Consider the following 16117-nt stretch of genomic DNA (forward strand, 5'->3'; position numbering starts at 1 on the left):
GGTAACCATGGCCGACATAAGCGAACAGAAGACCCGGCGGCTAAGCGATCGCCAGAAGGACATTATCCAGAAGTTTGCCGCACTTGGCAGCCTCTTCGTGCTGATCGCCGTATTCTCGGCAACGAGCAGCGCGTTTTTCACCATCAATAATGCGATGACCATTGCGTTGCAGGTCACCTCCATTGCCCTTTTGGGAATTGGTGCGACCTGTGTCATCATCACCGGCGGCATCGACCTTTCCGTCGGATCCGTGCTGGCGTTGGCCGGCGTGGTGGCGGCACTCGCCGTCAAGGACTGGGGTATCCCCGTGCCCTTCGCCATGTTGATCGGCATCCTGACCGGCTCGATCTGTGGCTGGATCAACGGCATCCTCGTCACCAAGATGAAGCTTCCCCCCTTCATCGCCACGCTCGGCATGATGCTGATTGCCCGTGGTTTCGCCCTGCAGATCACGGGAGCGCGTGCGGTATCAGGGCTGGGCGAAGCCTTTGGCGTGCTTGGGAATGGTTCGCTGTTTCGCATCGTCAACATTGGTGATGACGGCTTTCCGACCGTCGTTTTTCCGGGCATTCCCTACCCGGTCATCCTGATGGTGGTGATCGCGGTCGCCGTCTCCTTGATGCTGAACCGGTCCGTGCTCGGCCGCCATATCTATGCAGTCGGCTCCAACGCAGATGCAGCCCGCCTGTCCGGCGTCAACGTTACGCGCGTCGTCAGCTTCACTTACGTCCTCTCCGGAACGCTCGCCGGCCTCACCGGCTGTGTGCTGATGTCCCGCCTCGTCACCGCACAGCCAAACGAAGGCGTGATGTACGAGCTGGACGCCATCGCTAGCGCCGTTATCGGCGGCACGTCGCTGATGGGTGGGGTGGGCACGATCTCCGGTACCGGTATCGGGGCCTTCGTGATCGGCATCCTACGCAACGGACTCAACATGAACGGCGTCTCCGCCTTCACACAGCAGATCATCATCGGCCTCGTCATTCTCGGCACTGTCTGGATCGACCAGCTGCGCAACCGCCGATGAAGAACGGGTGCGGACCCTTATCCGCGGCATGCATGAGGGAGTGAGGAGCTCCCGGATAACCGGCCGGATGGCCACTCAGTTGGAGGAAGACATGAAGAAACTCGCTACAGCACTACTCGCATCCGCCATGGCCTTTGGCACGCTCTCTGCCGCTCAGGCGGGTGAAATCGCCGTGATCGTCAAGACGGTCAACTCGACCTTCTGGCAGAACGTCCAGAAGGGCGCCGACGCTGCCATGAAGGACGTCTCGGAGCATACGATGACCTTTCAGGGTCCGGCTGCGGAATCGGCAATCGCTGACCAGGTCAACATGGTCGAGAATGCCGTCAATCGCGGCGTTGCCGGTATCGTGCTTGCCCCGTCCGATCCGGACGCGCTAATTCCCGCCGTGAAGAAGGCTTGGGAAGCCCGTATCCCGGTCATCATCATCGATTCCATGCTGGCCGAGGGTGCTGAGCAGTACTATCAGTCCTTCCTCTCGACCGACAACAAGAAGGCCGGCGAACTGGCCGCCCAAGCCCTGATCGAGCGCGTCGGCACCGAAGGCAAGATTGCGGTCATGTCTTATGTCGCAGGTGCTGGCTCAGAAATCGGCCGTGTCGGCGGTTTCACCGACTACATCAAAGCGAATTCGAAACTTGAGATCGTAGGCCCCTTCTACTCTCAGTCGCAGATGGCGACGGCGCTGAACCAGACGACGGACGTTCTGGCCGCGAACTCTGACCTCAAAGGTATGTTCGGCGCCAATGAGCCGACCGCCATCGGAATGGGCCGCGCGCTGAAGCAGTCTGGTAAGGCTGGCCAGGTTGTGGCGGTCGGCTTCGACGGCAACCAGGACCTCCAGGAGTTCGTCAAGGACGGCACACTGGCTGCGATCGCCGTTCAAGGGTCCTTCCAGATGGGTGAACTCGGCATTCAGACAGTGACCAGCATCATCAACAAGGAGAAGGTCGAGAAATTCGTCGACACCGGTGTCGTGCTTGTCACCAAGGACAATATCGACAAGCCGGAAGCTCAGAACGTCCTTTATTGAGTTCCTCCCTGGCGCGCATCGCGAATGATGCGCGCCCTTCCCAAGGAATACTTTGATGAACGCTGCCGAAACTCGCAAACTTCCTCACGCAGATGTGGAAGTCACCCTCGTCGGCCTCGGTTGCGCCCAGATGGGTAACCTCTACCGCGTGACCAGCTACGAGGAATCGGCCGGTGCGTTCAAGGCCGCCTGGAATGCGGGCATACGCTATTTCGATACGGCCCCCTTCTACGGTTACACTCGCTCGGAACGTCGGCTCGGCACGATGCTGACGGACCTGCCGCGCGACGCTTTCGTCATCAGCACCAAGGTAGGCCGTGTCATGACGCCGGATGAGACCGTGGGCGAGGAGGAGGATGGTTACGTCCGGCCGCTTCCCTTCCGGCCGGTCTACGACTACAGCTATGACGGCATCATGCGATCCTTCGAGGCAAGCCAGCAGCGCCTCGGCATCCTCAAGCCCGACATCCTCTACGTGCACGACATCGGCCGTATGACCCATGGAGACCAGCACGAACACTACTGGAGCCAGTTGACGGATGGCGGCGGGTTCCGGGCGCTTGCAAAGCTCCGGGACGAAGGCTCGACCAAGGCCGTCGGTTTGGGCGTGAATGAGTGGGAAGTCATCCGCGATACGCTGGAGGTCTTCGACATCGACGTCTCCATGCTCGCCGGCCGCTACACGCTCCTGGAACAGGAAAGCCTGCCGCTCATGGATGAATGCGCCCGCCGGGGCGTCGGCATTGTGGTCGCCGGGCCGTTCAACTCGGGCATCCTTGCCGGCAACAGGAAGTTCAACTACACCGACGCACCGGCCGCCGTTCTGGCGCGGGTCGATGCGCTCCGCACAGCCTGTGAGGAAGAAGGCGTGAGCCTGCAGGCTGCAGCATTGCAGTTCCCGCTCCTCCACCCCGCAGCCGTCACTATCGTGTCCGGCGCCCGCACGACCGATCAGATCCAGTCCAACCTTGCCTGGTTCTCAGAACACATCCCCGACAGTTTCTGGCAGCGGCTGCGCGATCGCGGACTAGTTGCTGAAGGCGTCCCGCTGCCGCGGGATGGAGCATAATCCAAGATGCGGATCGATGCCCACCAGCACTTCTGGCGCCTCGTTGACCGGGCAGGACAATGGCCTCCGGCACAACTGGCAGCGATCTACCGCGATTTCATGCCAGAGGATTTGCAGCCGCTCATGGCTGACGCGAAGATTGATGGGACTGTGCTGGTGCAGACCACGAAGACGGACGCTGACACTCGGTTCATGCTGGAGTTGGCCGACAAGAGTCTTTTCATCCTTGGCGTCGTCGGCTGGACGGACCTGAAATCGCCGAATGCACCCGCTGCCATCGCGCGGCTGGCGCAGACGCCGAAGCTCAAGGGCTTCAGGCCAATGCTGCAGGACATAGCAGATGATCGCTGGATCAATGATCCTGCGCTGAAGCCTGCCGTTGCCGCGATGATTGAGCAAGGACTCGTCTTCGATGCACTGGTGCTGCCCAGGCACCTCGAACCGCTCCTCGATTTCGCCCGACGATCGACGCGGCTGCCGATCGTCATCGATCACTGTGCAAAGCCGCTGATAGCCGAGGGCAGGTTCGTCGACTGGTACGCGCGGATGAAGGCACTCGCCGAACTCCCCAATGTGCATTGCAAGCTGTCGGGCCTGCTGACCGAGGCCGGCGACCAGAAACCTGCCGCGGTGCGACCATATGCGGAAACCGTCCTGGATCTCTTTGGGCCTGAGCGCGTGATCTGGGGAAGCGACTGGCCGGTTCTACGGCTTGCTGGAGAGTATCAGGCCTGGCTGACCCAATGCCTCGACATTGTACCGCCCGAGCACCACGACGCCGTCTTTGGCGGCAATGCCGTCCGCTTCTACAATCTCAACGTGGCGCGGTTCTAAGACTTATCTAAGCCTGTGTCTTTGGGCGCCGACGGCATTGACACTACTGAGGAGGCCAGAATGCAGCGCATGGGGATGGTTATAGGCGTCAAGCCGGAGATGATCGCAGAATACAAGCAACTGCACGCCACGGTCTGGCCGGAGATCCTCGACCTGATCTCGCTCTGCAATATCCGCAACTACACCATCTTTCTGCGCGAACCGGAGAACCTGCTGTTCGGCACCTGGGAGTACCATGGTAACGACTTTAGGGCCGATATGGCAAAAATGGCAGCAGACCCCAAGAACCAAGAATGGTGGTCTTTCACCATCCCCTGCCAAACACCTCTAGGCAGCTGTCAGGAAGGGGAATGGTGGGCGATGATGGAAGAGGTCTTTCATCACGACTGAGCCGCTGAAGCCTGGTCCTGCCGAGCAGCAACGGCGATCCGGTAAAGTGCCGGAAAAGCTCCTTCCGCTTCGCGCATTTGAAGATGCAGTTCCTAGGCCCGGAACAGAACGGAACTATTTCCGCTTCAGGCCGGGAGCAGAATATCCGCCTCCAGATCCATCCCCTGAGAAAGCGGACATTGCGGTGCCGATTGTACGCTACCCAGCGGACTTGCGCCGTGCTAATCTAAAAAGGGCGCTATGCAGGGTTGATGTTGGCGGTGGAACTGCAAGGCGCGAGTGAGCGCCTCGGCGTTTCAACGATCGTGGAAAGCGATTCGCATGCCATCACCCTTGCCCACCACTGGTTCGGCAAGGGGCGAGACCTCGACGACATGGTGCTCGTGTCTCTTGAGCACAGCCTGGGCTTGGGCGTCCTGCACGGCGGTCAGCTGTTCCGCGGCGCCGGCGGACTGAGCCACAACCTCGGCGACCTGATGATGGGGAGCGGCTTGGCCGAAACCGTACGCCTCTCCGCCCTGGCCGGAGAAGCCGCTATCCTGGAAGAGCATATCCACCATGCCCGCTTCGCCGATGCCGTCCGCCTGGGACGTGGAATGGCCGTCGCCGAGACACTGATCGCGGCCGAAGACGACGCTCTCATCCTTGCGGCAACGCGCGCTGGGGAGGCCGTCGGCATTGCTGTTGCCAACATCGTGACCCTCTTCGGGCCGCCGAGGGTAGTGATCGTCGGATCCAGCCTGTCGCTCGGCGAGATTTTCCTCAAAGCGCTCTCCGAATCCTACAGGTCAGCGATCCCGTCATCCATTCGCGAGGTAGCAGATCTCGTCTTTGATCGTTCGCCCGACGAGATGTGGGCGCAAGGCGCAGCCGTTGTCGCCCTTTGGGAGCTGTACGAATCTCCGTGGTCGACCACGGGACCCGCATCGACGCCACAGCGGTGAGACGCTGACGGCTGCAACTGAAATCTGGGAGGATTTATGAAAAAGGTAGGGATCGGGATCATTGGCTGCGGGAACATCTCCTCGGCGTATCTGAAGGCCATGGCCTCCTTCGACATCCTCGACATCAGGGGACTCGCCGACCTCAATGCGGAGCTTGCCCGACAGCGGGCGTCCGAATTCAATCTTCAGGCGCGTAGCGTAGAAGATCTTCTTGCCGATCCAACTATCGAGATCATCGTCAACCTGACCGTGCCGAAGGCCCATGTTGCCGTCGCCATGCAGGCGCTGGACGCCGGCAAGCACACCTACTCGGAAAAGCTGCTCGGGATAAATTTTGCTGAAGGCAAGCGCCTGGCGGAGGCTGCGGAAGCGAAGGGGCTGCGCATTGGGGCAGCACCCGACACCTTCCTCGGCGGCTCGCATCAGACCGCGCGCGCGATTGTCGACTCCGGTGCGCTGGGCCTCCCGGTCGGCGGTACGGCGACCTTCATGTGCCCGGGTCACGAGCGCTGGCATCCTAACCCGGACTTCTATTACGAGATCGGCGGCGGACCCATGCTGGACATGGGTCCCTATTACATCACCGACCTCGTCAATCTGCTGGGGCCGGTGGCGAAGGTCTCTGGCTTTGCCTTTTCACCGCGCAGTGAGCGCCTGATCACCAGCCAACCGCGCAACGGCGAGCGCATCCCCGTTCATGTGGCAACCCATGTTGCGGGCGCGATGGCCTTTGAGTGCGGCGCAATCGTCCAGATCGGCATGAGCTTCGACGTGGCGGGGCATAAGCACGTGCCGCTCGAACTTTATGGAACGGAAGGTACGCTCATTGTTCCCGATCCGAACCACTTCGGCGGACAGGTGGAACTGCTGAAGAGGGGTGGAAGCTTCGAACCCCAGGAAACCACACAGCCCTATGCCGATGGCAACTACCGCTCGATCGGTGTGGCGGACATGGCGTATGCGATCCGCGCCAACCGGCCGCACCGGGCCAATGGCGCCCTTGCCCTCCATGTTCTGGAGGTGATGGAAGCCTTCCAGAAGGCGGCCGAAAGCGGCACCACGGTTATGATCGAGACCAGAGCGGAGCGGCCGGCCCCTCTTTCGGAGTCCCTCTCCGAAACTCGGCTGGCTGCCTGACATCACGAGACAGAACGAAAGGAACAGAACATGCGGGAAGCCCTGATAGTCTGGGGTGGCTGGAGCGGCCACGAACCGGAACAATGCTCCGAGATCATCAAGGACATGCTCCAGAAGGACGGCTTCAACGTGTATGTCGAGCGCAGCACCGAGGCCTTTGCCGACCCCTCAATTCACGACCTTTCGCTCATCGTACCGATCATGACGATGTCGAAGATCGAGAAGGAAGAGGCCAAGAACCTCGCGACCGCAATCGAGAACGGCGTGGGGCTGGCGGGCTATCATGGTGGAGCGGGCGACGCATTCCGTGAATGTGTCGAATACCAGTTTATCGTCGGCGGCCAGTGGGTCGCCCATCCCGGCAACATCATCGACTATACCGTCAACATCACCCGGCCCGACGATCCCGTCATGGAAGGCATCTCCGACTTCCCCTACCACTCCGAGCAATATTACATGCATGTCGATCCTTCCAACGAGGTGCTGGCGACGACCACGTTCACCGGAGACCATGCATGGTGGATCGATGGCGTGGTCATGCCGGTCGTCTGGAAACGGCACTACGGCAAGGGCCGCGTCTTCTACTCCTCCCTCGGCCATGTGGCAGAAGAGTTCAACGTCCCGCAGATGAGAGAGATCTACCGCCGCGGCGCCAACTGGGCAGCCCGCTGAGACCCAACCTTGAGGCCATGCCCTCTTTACACGCCTTGAGAACGGCGACGGGATGTCGCCCGCTAGCTCACCGACGCGGACACACCAAATGCCGCCCCGCCTATATATCTTGACTTCTGATACGTACCGGGAAAGATGATCCCGACGGTAAAGGAGGAGGAGAGGATGGCGGATATTCGGCTGGAGAACGTGTCCAAGAGCTATGGCGCGGTGTCCGTGATCGAGAACCTGTCACTCACGGTGGAACCGGGAGAACTTGTGGTTTTCTTGGGTCCTTCCGGGTCCGGCAAGTCCACGTTGTTGCGCATGATCGCCGGGCTGGAAAGCATCGACGGCGGCGCCCTGACGATCGGCGGCGTGCGCAGTGAAACACTCCCGCCTGGCCAGCGTAACGTGGCAATGGTATTTCAAAACTACGCCCTTTACCCGCATATGACGGTTCGCGAGAACATGGCGTTTGGTCTGCGCAACATCGGAATGCCCGCCAGGGAAATCGATGCGCGGGTCCAGGAAGCCGCGCGCATGCTGGAGATGGAAGAACTGCTGGCCCGTAGGCCTGCGCAGCTTTCGGGAGGCCAGCGCCAGCGAGTGGCGATCGGCCGGGCGATCGTCAAGGAGCCGAAAGCCTTCCTGTTCGACGAGCCGCTGTCAAACCTCGATGCCGCCCTTCGCGTGCGAACTCGCGTGGAGTTGGCGCAACTGCATCAGCGGATGAACGCCACGATGATCTATGTCACCCACGACCAGACGGAGGCAATGACGCTCGCCGACCGTATCGTCGTGCTGAACAAGTGCAAGATCGAGCAGATCGGTGCACCGATGGATGTTTATCTGCGACCGGCCTCGCGCTTCGTTGCAAGCTTCATCGGCTCGCCAGGCATGAACTTCCTTCCCGTGGAAGTCTCCCGCCCAGGACCGGGACCGATCCGTATGCGCAACGGCTTTGAGATGCACGTCGATGCTCCCGTACCGAGCGCAGGTCGATTCGACCTCGGCATTCGTCCCGAAGCCGTGCAGGTGCTGACGCAGGGGGATGCTCCTCCGGGGGAGACGACGGAGGCGAGTATCAACGTCGTCGAGCGCCTGGGCGAGCGCACCCTTGCCTATTGCAGGCTCGACGATGGAACGGAGATCATTGCTCAGGATGCAGGCCGCTCTCCCGTGCGCGCCGGAGATCGCGTCCGTCTGCGTTTTGATCCGAGCGCCATTCATCTGTTCGACACAGCAGGCAAGTCCTACGCAGCACACTAGGGCACTCCGCAATTGCCGTGGTCGAGAGACCGGATGCGTCCTGCCGCTACCCTTTGATACCCGCTGACAGCGTTATCGCTTCCGTAACGCGCCGCTGAAAGATCAGATACGCCAGCGCGACCGGCAGACCCGCCAGAACGGCTGCGCTTAGTTCGCGAGCATAATAGACGCCGAAGGCGTCGTTCACCTGAGTAATGCCGACGGTGATCGTCATCATGTCTGTACGCGTGACCGCGAGGAACGGCCAGAGAAACGAATTCCACGACCAGATGAAGCAGACGATGCAGAGCGCCGTCGTGACACCCCAGTTCATCGGTATGTAAATGCGAGTTAGGATCCGCCATTCTGAAGCGTTGTCCATGACTGCCGCTTCTCGGAAATCCTTTGGAATGCCATCAAAAAACTGTTTGTAAACGATGATGATAACCGGGTGGATCAGCTGCGGCAGCACGATCCCCGCCCAGGTGTTGATCAGGCCGAGGTTCGCGACCAACTCGAAGTGGTTGACGATCAACGTCTGCATCGGAACCATGAAGCTCGCCAGGATCAGCCACCACAGCAGGTTGCGAAACGGGAACTTCAGCTGCGAGATCGCATAACCGCACAGCAAGGAAGACGATACCGTCAGGACAGTGACGCTAAGCGCCGTGACGACGGAGTTAAGGTACCACCGGCCGATCTCGGTCTCGGTCAATGCAAAGATGTAATGAGAGAACGTCAACGTATCCGGCCAAAGTTCGATATAAGGCCGGACCACTTCATCTTCCGGCTTCAGCGACGAGACCACGCCCCAGTAAAGGGGAAACGCCCAAAGGATCGCGGCAACAACGGTGAACAGGGTGATGAGAAGGCCGGCGAGATTGAGGCGACGTGCGGTCTGCGCATTCATCGGCTGCGGCCTCCCGAAAGCCTCGTCAGCTGGAAATTAAGAACCGAGACGACAATGACGATAAAGAAGAGTACCACGGCAGCGGCGGCCGCACGTCCTCCCTGGTCGGACTGGAAGGCCCGCAGAAAGATGTAGTAGACGAGGACCAGGTTGTCATTTGGCCGCCCGCCGGTCGAGAACAGATAGACCTGATCGAAGATCTTCAGCTGCGAGATCAGCTGGATCGTCAAGACCAGCGCAGTCACCGGCCACATCAAAGGCCATGTGATGCGCGAAAACGTCGCCCACCTCCCCGCATTGTCTAGAGCTGCTGCCTCGTAAATCTCTCTCGGAATGGCGCGCAAGCCGGCCAGGAAAAGCAGGATCGAAAAGCCGGCGGTCCACCAGATGGTGATCAGGCCCACCGCCGGCATGAACCAGAGAGTGGACTTGAAGACCGGGATCCGCTGGATCCCGAGAAGGTCAAAGACATACATCGCGATCCCGAACTGGAAGTTCAGTGTCCAGTCCCAGATCAGGTAAACCACGGAAACGGGAAGGATATACGGCAGAAAGAACAGCGCCAGGACGGCTGCCTGCATTCGCCCTGACAGCCGGTTCACACCAAGTGCGATCGCGTAGGCGACAATTGTCCCTGGGATGACAGTCAGCAGGACGAAATAGCCGGTGTTCCACAAGGCCGTTTCAAACCGACGGTCACTAACCAGACGGGTATAATTCGCCAAGCCGACATAACTGCCCTCTCCGATTAGAGGAGCGTCCGTCAGGCTGATCATGAAAAGCTTGATGGTCGGATAGATGAAGACAAGCCCGTAGATCGCCACGAAAGGCGCGACGAGCGCTAGGGCAAACATCATCTCGCTGCGTCTATTCCTCAGCATGCTCCCTGATATCCCTCCCCCCCGGCGGCTGAACAATGTACGGCGAACCATCTGGCCAGGCAGGCAGAGTCCAGCCTGGCCAGGGGATCAATTCAAAGGTCCTCGAGACCGAGCTTTATCTCCTCCACGGCCTCTGCTGGTTCCATCTCGCCGTTCAGCGTTGGCACGAAGTAAGTCGACATGACGTCGAAGATCGGGCCCGCGATACCGGCGAGCGGTGTCTTCGGGTCGAAGATCATGTTCGATGTCAGCGAGGAATAGGTCGCATTTGGCTCCATCGCCTCATACTCCGCCGAAGCCGTCACTGGACCATAGGCAGGAATATGACCTGCCGTTGCCCAGAGCAGCGAGTTCTTGGATATCCAGCTGATCACCTCGAGCACTGCCGCACGCTTCTCAGCAGTCATCTCCTCGCCTTTGTTTGCCGGAATCGCGAACGTGTGGCTATCGGCATAAGTGGAGGGATGGTCGAAGATCACCGGCAGTTCGACGGCACCCCATTCGAAGAGCTTGCCCTCCTTCTGCAGATCCGTCATCGTCGGAACTTCCCAGACGCCGTTGATCATCATTGCCGCCTCACCGGAGGTGAAGAGAGCGACCGTTGCGGGATAATCCGTATAGGTGGACTGCAGACCGTTTTTCGTCCAATCCTGCAGCACGGACAGCGCATTCTGCAGCTTCTCCGCATTATCTCCGGCAAGGAATTCGTTGCCGGTCATCAACTCTCCGTCCTGCTGGCCCATGAGCGAATAGATGGTGCGGAACATGAAGTTACCGTCCGCGGTGACAGACCCGAGTGGGAATTTCACTCCGGAGCCCTTCAGGGCCTGAAGCGTCGCCTCAAAGCCCTCGCGTGAGTCCATCCCCTTCGGCTTGCCGTCATCGCCAAGGACACCGGCCTTCGCCAGCAAGTCCTTATTGTAGTAGAGCACGATCGGATGGGTATCGAGAGGCACTGCATATTGCTTGCCATCGACGGTCACCGCATCCCAGGTGGCGGCTGCGTAATCATCCTTGCCCAGCCCCATGGTGTTCCAGTCCTCGGGGGTGATCTCCTGCAGGATCCCCTGCTTTACGGCAAGGGGAATGCGGCTTGCGTGATAGGTCATCACGTCCGGCGCCTCGCCAACGGCAGCAGACGTTTGAACCTTTGAGTAAAAAGGCGTGCCCCACTCAAGCGTGGTCGCGTCGATCTTGATCTCACCCTGATGGGCGGCGTTGAAATCGCTGATCAGCTGCTTCATGCGCACCCCGTCGCCGCCGGCAAGGAAGTCCCACCACACGACGGTTTCTTGCGCGTGTGCGGCGGAGGTCATCAGCCCCGTCGCAACCACAAGCGCCTTCGTCAACCTGTACCAATTCGCCATCGTCTTCTCCTCCCTGGATGAAGTGGCCTCCTACCGCCACTTGTGAACGAACTAGAGCTTGATCCTGATCATCGAGTAGGAATAGGGCGGCACCGTAACGCGCACGCGATTTTCCTCCAGGCTAGCCGTGCCCTCCACCTGCTGCGGCTTCACGTTTTCGGGATTGTCCTTAGTGTTCCTCGCTTCCAGGTCATCGTGCTTGATAAGGGTGTGCTCGATCCCCTTGATCGTCCCGAACCGCTCAACCGAAAGCTCGATGTCCATGTGTTCCTGGCCGTGACGGTTGACCGCAAAGAAGGTCAGCCAGCCTGCCTCGGCATCATGGACGCCGGAGACATCGAGATACGGAACGGATCCGGCGATATCTGAGGTATATGACTGGCAGTCGACATCAAGGTCCAGTGCGGTGCCGCGACCGTAGCGGGAGGCAAGCTGCAGCGGATGATATATTGTCTGGCGCCAGGCCGCTCCGCCAGGCTCCGTCATGATCGGAGCGATCACGTTGACGAGCTGCGCGATACAGGCGATGCGCACAAGGTCGGACCTGCGGATAAAGGTGTTGAGAATGCATCCTACCTGGAGGACGTCCTCGAAATTGTAGATGTCCTCCAGAAGCACCGGCGCGTGTGGCCAGTCCCACTCCTTCATCCGCTTAGCGTCGCTTTTGCGCTCGTGATACCAGACGTTCCATTCGTCGAACGAGATTTTCACCTCTCGGTTGGAGCGTTTCTTCGCCTTGACGAAGTCGATCACGCCGCCGACGGTGCCTATGTAGCGATCGAGCTTATGGGGAAGAGCCAGATATTCGGTTGTATTCTTTTCGTAGTTCTCGAAATACATGTGCAGCGAAATGTGATCGATCTGCTCGTATGTCTCTTCCAGAACGGTTGCTTCCCATTGCGGATAGGTCGGCATCTCGGAATGGGAGGAACCGCAGACAACGAGTTCGAGCTTGTCGTCGAAGGCGCGCAGAGCCTTGGCAGTCTCGTTAGCAAGGTGTCCATACTCGGCAGCGCTCTTGTGGCCGACCTGCCATGGACCGTCCATCTCGTTGCCAAGGCACCACAATTTAACGTCCCAAGGTTCTGCGCGACCGTTCTTGCGTCGCAGGTCAGACCAGTAGCTGCCGCCTGGATGGTTGACGTATTCGACGAAGTTGCGTGCGGCATCGAGCCCGCGCGAGCCGAGGTTCACCGCCAGCATCATCTCGGTTCCGGCAGCCTCCGCCCATTCGGCAAATTCGTGGATGCCGACCTCGTTCGATTCGGAGGTACGCCAGGCAAGATCGAGCCGCGTCGGGCGCTCCGCCTTCGGTCCGATACCATCCTCCCAATTATAGGCCGAAACGAAGTTCCCGCCGGGATAGCGGCAGATGGGCGTATCGAGTTGCCGCACGAGGTCTATCACATCCTGCCGCATACCGCTAGGAAGCGCCGATGGATGGCCAGGTTCATAGATGCCGGTATAGACGGCGCGACCGAGATGCTCCAGGAAGGAGCCGTAGAGACGCTTGTCTATCTCGCCGATGGAATAATGCGCATGCGCGGTGACTCGAGCGTCCATGGTCCCTTCCACCCTTTATATCACAATAACCGGTTTGTATCCGGTTTTGTGGTATTTAAAGCGGAGCATCGGGCGTTCGTCAAGACGGCGCTGAGGCTCATATCTGGATTCGAAGCACGATATCCTGTGAGTAGTTGCCGAACCCTGCTCCGAAGATGTTGATCCCGCCGGGATGCTGGGCGTCCTCTTTCACGCCGACGCGCATGCGGATTGAGCGGTGCCGGTCAAGGCCCAGCACGTCCAGCGTCACATCGGAAATCCTGACGCCGTCGACGAAACTGCCGACTTCATTGATGCGCCAGTTCTTCAGCTTTCCGTATTGCGAACCCTTGAGCTTCCACCAATCGGGTGTGAAGACGCCGCGCTTGTCGCCAAAATCTCCAGGTGAAGTCCAGGTTCCCACGTCGATACCATTGACCTGAAGGAAAATATCGGACGGCCAGTTGGCAGCAGTGCCGGGAACCTCCGAACTCAGCTCCATCGAGAATTCCAGTGCCTTCGGCTTCGCCTTCTTGATCAGCGTGTTGTTGGGAAACTGGTACTCGACGTAGCCCCGCGTGAACCACAGCAGACCGGCCTTCATTCGGTCCGGATCAAGAAAAGTATCCGGAACGTCGAGAAGCCCGATGACGCCATCTTTCGAGCAAAGGCCGCAGGGTCCGGTGACATCGAATTCGGTATAGAGTCCAAGCGGCATCGAGACCTCGATCATATCGTCATGGGCATCCGCCGCGGTCTCAGCGAAGGAAATCAATATTTCCTGGAATGCGGAATGACAGAGCTTCTGGCTTCCCTTGCGCGCCCTTTGGCTCTCCGTGTGGATAAGACCGCAATCCTCCAGAATCTTGAGATTGATCGATACTGTAGACTGTGGCAGTCCAAGGCTCTCGGCGATCTGATTGACGTTCTTTGCCCCCGCTCGCCGCAGAAGCTTTAAAATGCCGATACGAACCTCGCTCGCGAGCCCCTTTATCAGATCCTGACGTTCGACAGGATCAATCACCAGAACTTTGCCAGTCATTCAACCACCTATCCTTCCAACGCATCGATATCAGATCTTTTGATATGGACGCAACGCTGGTGGGTAGTGAATAGCCCCGAGTTCGTAGACACCCTCGGGTCTATGTTTTCTGCAAGCGCTCGAACTCAACAGGCGACAGCATCCCGTTTCTGACGTGCTTGCGTTTCGGGTTGTAGAACATTTCGATGTAGTCGAACACGTCCTGACGAGCTTCGTCGCGTGAACGGTAGGTCCTGCGACGTATCCGCTCCCGCTTCAGAAGATTGAAGAAGCTCTCAGCCACTGCGTTGTCATGGCAATTGCCGCGGCGGCTCATCGAGTGAACCAGATTGTGGTGTTTGAGGAACGCGGCCCAGTCCATGCTGGTGAACTGCGAGCCCTGATCCGAATGGACCAGAACCTGATCCTTTGGCTTGCGTCGCCACACCGCCATGAACAGCGCCTGCAGTACGACGTCGGTAGTTTGACGGGTCTGCATTGCCCAGCCGATCACCCGGCGCGAATAAAGATCGATGACGACGGCGAGATAGGCGAAGCCCTCGCAGGTCCTGATGTAAGTGATATCCGTCACCCAGGCCTTGTCAGGAGCCGTTACGTCAAACTGCCGGTCAAGCGTGTTGTCGACAACGACGGAAGGCCTGCCGCCATAGATGCCGGGACGGCGCTTGTAGCGAATCTGCGCCTTGATCCCGGCAAGCCTTGTCAGACGCGCGACGCGGTTCGGGCAGCACGCTTCGCCCTGGTCGAGCAGATCCTCGTGCAGCTTGCGATAGCCGTAAACCTTGCCGCTCTCCTCCCAAGCCTGAAGCAGGAGATCGGTCTGTCGTTTGTCCTCGCTGGCGCGTTTGCTCAACGGGTTCTTCAGCCAGGCGTAGAAGCCGCTCGGGTGTACATGGAGAAGCCGACACATCGTCCGCACCGAGAAGCTCAGGCGATGCAGAGCAATGAATGCGTACTTCACTTTGCATCCCTGGCGAAGTACGCGGCCGCTTCTTTAGGATGTCGCGCTCCTCGGTGACGCGAGCCAGTTCCTTCTTCAGTCGCCTGATCTCGTCGGCTTCGTCGCCGGCCTTCCCGTTCGATGCGCCGAACTTCTTCTTCCACTCATAGAGCGAATGCTGGCTGACCCCGAGCCGCTGCGAAACCTCCCCTACGGGGTAGCCGCGCTCGGTGATCTGACGTACCGCATCACGCTTGAACTCTTCCGTGAAATTGCCTTTGCCCATGAAGGCCTCCTTGCCTCAGTTCTAGGGAAGAAGGCGTCTACAAATCTAGGGGCTATTCAAGCTGATTGGCTTGTATTACGAGTCTTGTTGGTTGCGGGGGCCTGATTGCGCCGAGACTTGTAATCGATCGTCCAGGTAGTCCTCTTCACAAACCTCGTTCGCTCAGTATCGATGCTGTGAGTTCATGCCGAGGGCACCGCGATGAAGCGAAACGCCGAATGCGTGATGATGATCGCATCCCAAGTCGCCGTTGCCGCCCGCGACAGGAAGCGGGCGCGCTTGTCCTTGGTGAAGTTGGTCTCGTCGGCGACCAGGATCCGCGCGTTCGGTTAGAGCGCCAGGAATTCGCGGGCAGCCTGTGCCAGGCAATGTCCGGGTACGACGAGCATCGCCTTGGCGATCAGGCCGAACCGCCGCTGTTCCATGATGGCGGCGGCCATGGTCATCGTCTTGCCGGCGCCGACGGCGTGTGCGAGGTAGGTCGAGCCATCGGCGATGATCCGCCAGATGCCGAGTTTCTGGTGCCCATAAAGAACGAAGGCGCCTGAGGCGCCGGGACGTTTCAGATGGGAGCCGCCGAATTTACGGTAAGCATCCGGCGTAGGCCGCGGATGGGCCGGCTTCCGGTCAGTGGCGGTTGTTCTGGCTTTTGGCGTAACCAACTTTTCCAAGGGTTCGGCGGCGCGCGATCTTAGCTATCCGATCATTGATCGTATCGACACCAATATTGTCCGGCTCGAAGCGACCTCCGTACCAGGCCACGACTTCGCGGTGTTGTGCATGTCGAGGCTTTGCCATTGCGTTCAGGAACTC

The 16117-nt window shown here is 59.4% G+C and carries 13 protein-coding genes and 4 pseudogenes; 9 read left to right on the forward strand and 8 right to left on the reverse strand.

Features of this window, described 5'->3' with window-relative positions:
• Positions 1-7 precede the first annotated feature (7 nt).
• The 9 genes and pseudogenes from ACEPP2_RS11015 to ACEPP2_RS11055 all read left to right on the forward strand — a co-directional run bounded on the left by ACEPP2_RS11015 (position 8) and on the right by ACEPP2_RS11055 (position 8357).
• On the forward strand, positions 8-1027 hold the full coding sequence (locus ACEPP2_RS11015) for an ABC transporter permease (protein ID WP_395516626.1): 1020 nt from the start codon (positions 8-10) through the stop codon (positions 1025-1027).
• A gap of 91 nt (positions 1028-1118) precedes the next feature.
• Entirely contained in the window at positions 1119-2060 is a 942-nt protein-coding gene (locus tag ACEPP2_RS11020) for an ABC transporter substrate-binding protein (RefSeq protein WP_395516627.1), read from the forward strand.
• 55 nt (positions 2061-2115) lie between these two features.
• A complete protein-coding gene (locus tag ACEPP2_RS11025; RefSeq protein WP_395516628.1) occupies positions 2116-3129 on the forward strand; it encodes an aldo/keto reductase in 1014 nt (337 codons plus the stop codon).
• Between the two features lie 6 nt (positions 3130-3135).
• Positions 3136-3963: an amidohydrolase family protein gene (locus tag ACEPP2_RS11030; RefSeq protein ID WP_395516629.1), complete on the forward strand. Its 828-nt coding sequence runs from the start codon at positions 3136-3138 to the stop codon at positions 3961-3963.
• Between the two features lie 60 nt (positions 3964-4023).
• Positions 4024-4353 carry an L-rhamnose mutarotase gene (locus tag ACEPP2_RS11035; protein WP_395516630.1) on the forward strand — a complete coding sequence of 110 codons (330 nt, stop codon included), beginning with the start codon at positions 4024-4026 and terminating at the stop codon, positions 4351-4353.
• 278 nt (positions 4354-4631) lie between these two features.
• Positions 4632-5297, forward strand: a pseudogene (locus tag ACEPP2_RS11040) (ROK family protein); the annotation flags it as partial.
• 36 nt (positions 5298-5333) lie between these two features.
• A complete protein-coding gene (locus tag ACEPP2_RS11045; protein WP_395516631.1) occupies positions 5334-6434 on the forward strand; it encodes a Gfo/Idh/MocA family protein in 1101 nt (366 codons plus the stop codon).
• A gap of 30 nt (positions 6435-6464) precedes the next feature.
• On the forward strand, positions 6465-7106 hold the full coding sequence (locus ACEPP2_RS11050) for a ThuA domain-containing protein (protein ID WP_395516632.1): 642 nt from the start codon (positions 6465-6467) through the stop codon (positions 7104-7106).
• A gap of 165 nt (positions 7107-7271) precedes the next feature.
• On the forward strand, positions 7272-8357 hold the full coding sequence (locus ACEPP2_RS11055) for an ABC transporter ATP-binding protein (RefSeq protein WP_395516633.1): 1086 nt from the start codon (positions 7272-7274) through the stop codon (positions 8355-8357).
• 46 nt (positions 8358-8403) lie between these two features.
• Here the strand turns inward: ACEPP2_RS11055 and ACEPP2_RS11060 are convergent, their stop codons facing one another.
• From ACEPP2_RS11060 to ACEPP2_RS11095, 8 genes and pseudogenes are all read right to left on the reverse strand, one after another.
• A complete protein-coding gene (locus ACEPP2_RS11060; protein WP_395516634.1) occupies positions 8404-9246 on the reverse strand; it encodes a carbohydrate ABC transporter permease in 843 nt (280 codons plus the stop codon).
• On the reverse strand, positions 9243-10127 hold the full coding sequence (locus ACEPP2_RS11065; RefSeq protein WP_395516635.1) for a carbohydrate ABC transporter permease: 885 nt from the start codon (positions 10125-10127) through the stop codon (positions 9243-9245). The genes ACEPP2_RS11060 and ACEPP2_RS11065 overlap by 4 nt, the downstream gene beginning before the upstream one ends.
• Positions 10128-10219: 92 nt before the next feature.
• The gene (locus ACEPP2_RS11070; RefSeq protein ID WP_395516636.1) at positions 10220-11494 is read right to left on the reverse strand and encodes an extracellular solute-binding protein; all 1275 of its coding nucleotides are present in this window, start codon (positions 11492-11494) and stop codon (positions 10220-10222) included.
• A 51-nt stretch (positions 11495-11545) separates the two neighbouring features.
• A complete protein-coding gene (gene arfA / locus ACEPP2_RS11075) occupies positions 11546-13057 on the reverse strand; it encodes an arabinosylfuranosidase ArfA (RefSeq protein ID WP_395516637.1) in 1512 nt (503 codons plus the stop codon).
• Between the two features lie 97 nt (positions 13058-13154).
• The gene (locus ACEPP2_RS11080; protein ID WP_395516638.1) at positions 13155-14078 is read right to left on the reverse strand and encodes an ArsR/SmtB family transcription factor; all 924 of its coding nucleotides are present in this window, start codon (positions 14076-14078) and stop codon (positions 13155-13157) included.
• A 30-nt stretch (positions 14079-14108) separates the two neighbouring features.
• Positions 14109-15304, reverse strand: a pseudogene (locus ACEPP2_RS11085) (IS3 family transposase).
• Between the two features lie 185 nt (positions 15305-15489).
• A pseudogene (locus tag ACEPP2_RS11090) lies at positions 15490-15897 on the reverse strand (DEAD/DEAH box helicase family protein); the annotation flags it as partial.
• A 34-nt stretch (positions 15898-15931) separates the two neighbouring features.
• Positions 15932-16117: pseudogene (locus ACEPP2_RS11095) on the reverse strand (plasmid pRiA4b ORF-3 family protein); the annotation flags it as partial.

This window comes from Pseudorhizobium flavum (genome assembly GCF_044142885.1).
GTDB classification, from domain to species: Bacteria; Pseudomonadota; Alphaproteobacteria; order Rhizobiales; family Rhizobiaceae; genus Neorhizobium; species Neorhizobium flavum.